At 58.2% G+C, this 1,290-nt stretch carries 1 protein-coding gene and 1 other annotated feature; the gene reads right to left on the bottom strand.

Going from position 1 to position 1,290, the window contains the following annotated elements; all coding sequences use genetic code 11:
• Positions 1–39: 39 nt before the first annotated feature.
• A protein-coding gene (locus ROG8370_RS19830; RefSeq protein WP_139838251.1) for an IS3 family transposase occupies positions 40–1,274 on the bottom strand; the annotation gives its coding sequence in 2 pieces (ribosomal slippage) (positions 40–980 and positions 980–1,274; 1,236 coding nt in all).
• Positions 871–987: a sequence feature (AL1L pseudoknot), on the bottom strand. (Overlaps the previous gene by 117 nt.)
• Positions 1,275–1,290: the final 16 nt, after the last annotated feature.

The following is a 1,290-nucleotide window of genomic DNA, read 5'->3' as shown; positions in this document are numbered from 1 at the left end:
TGAATCGCCCCGGGTTTACCGGAGACCTATAGCTTCATTTCACGCGACCATATCGAGCACGTCGCGCTGTGCATAGAAGTTCTCTTCAGCCTCTGCTGGCGGAATGTTTCCGATGGGGCCAAGCAGGCGTCTGTGGTTGAACCAATCGACCCATCCGAGGGTGGCCATTTCCAGATCTTGCATGTTGCGCCATGGACCCTGGCGGTGGACCAGCTCGGTTTTGTAGAGACCGTTAATCGTCTCAGCGAGGGCGTTATCATACGAGTCCCCGACGCTGCCGACCGATGGCTCAATGCCTGCTTCGGCCAAACGCTCGGTGTATCGAATGGACAAATATTGCCCGCCGCGATCCGAGTGATGAACCAATCCGCTCTTTTGGACCGGCCGTCGATCATGCAGGGCCTGTTCGAGCGCATCGAGAACAAAGTCAGTTTTGGCCGATCGTGAGACCCGCCATCCGACGATGCGATCAGCGAATGTGTCGATGACGAAAGCGACATAAACAAAGCCTTGCCACGTGGACACATGGGTAAAATCGCTGACCCAGAGCAGGTTCGGTGCAGGCGCCCGGAACACGCGGTTTACCTTGTCACGCGGACAGGGCGCTGACGTGTCCGGGACCGTCGTCTTGACCACCTTTCCGCGCACGGCACCACGGATGCCGATCTGTTTCATCAAGCGCTCCACCGTGCAGCGCGCCAGCGTATAGCCTTCCCGCTTTAGCTGATGCCACGCCTTGCGGACCCCATAGACCTGGTAAGTCTCATCCCAGATCCGTTTGACCTCCGGACGCAACTCCATGTCACGCTGATGCCGCGCGGAGGCTTTGGAGGGATCGGCTTCGCACGCCAGGCGATGATAATATGTTGACGGCGCGATCGGCAGGACTCTGCAGATCGCACAGACGCCGTAAACAACGCGCTGATCTTCAATGAAGGCGATCATCGCTTCAGTGGGCGGTCGAGTTCCGCCTGCGCAAAATAAGCTGACGCCTTGCGCAGGATCTCATTCGCCTGGCGCAACTCGCGGACTTCACGTTTCAGGGCCTTGATCCGATCCCGTTCCTCGGTCGTGACACCGTCGCGCATACCGCTGTCTTTCTCGGCCTGCTTGACCCATTCGCGCAGGGTCTGGGGAATACAGCCGATCTTCGGTGCAATGGCCGCAATCGCGCCCGCCTGCGTTTCGTATGAGCCTTGATGCTCAAACACCATCCTGACCGCTCGTGCGCGGACCTCTGGCGAGTAGCGATTTGCCATTTTGCTTTTCGTCATAACCATCATCCTTACT

The sequence above is a fragment of the Roseovarius gaetbuli genome, assembly GCF_900172365.1.
Taxonomy (GTDB): Bacteria; Pseudomonadota; Alphaproteobacteria; order Rhodobacterales; family Rhodobacteraceae; genus Roseovarius; species Roseovarius gaetbuli.
Note: the sequence above shows the minus strand (reverse complement) of the source record. Positions and strands in the feature narration are given on the sequence as shown.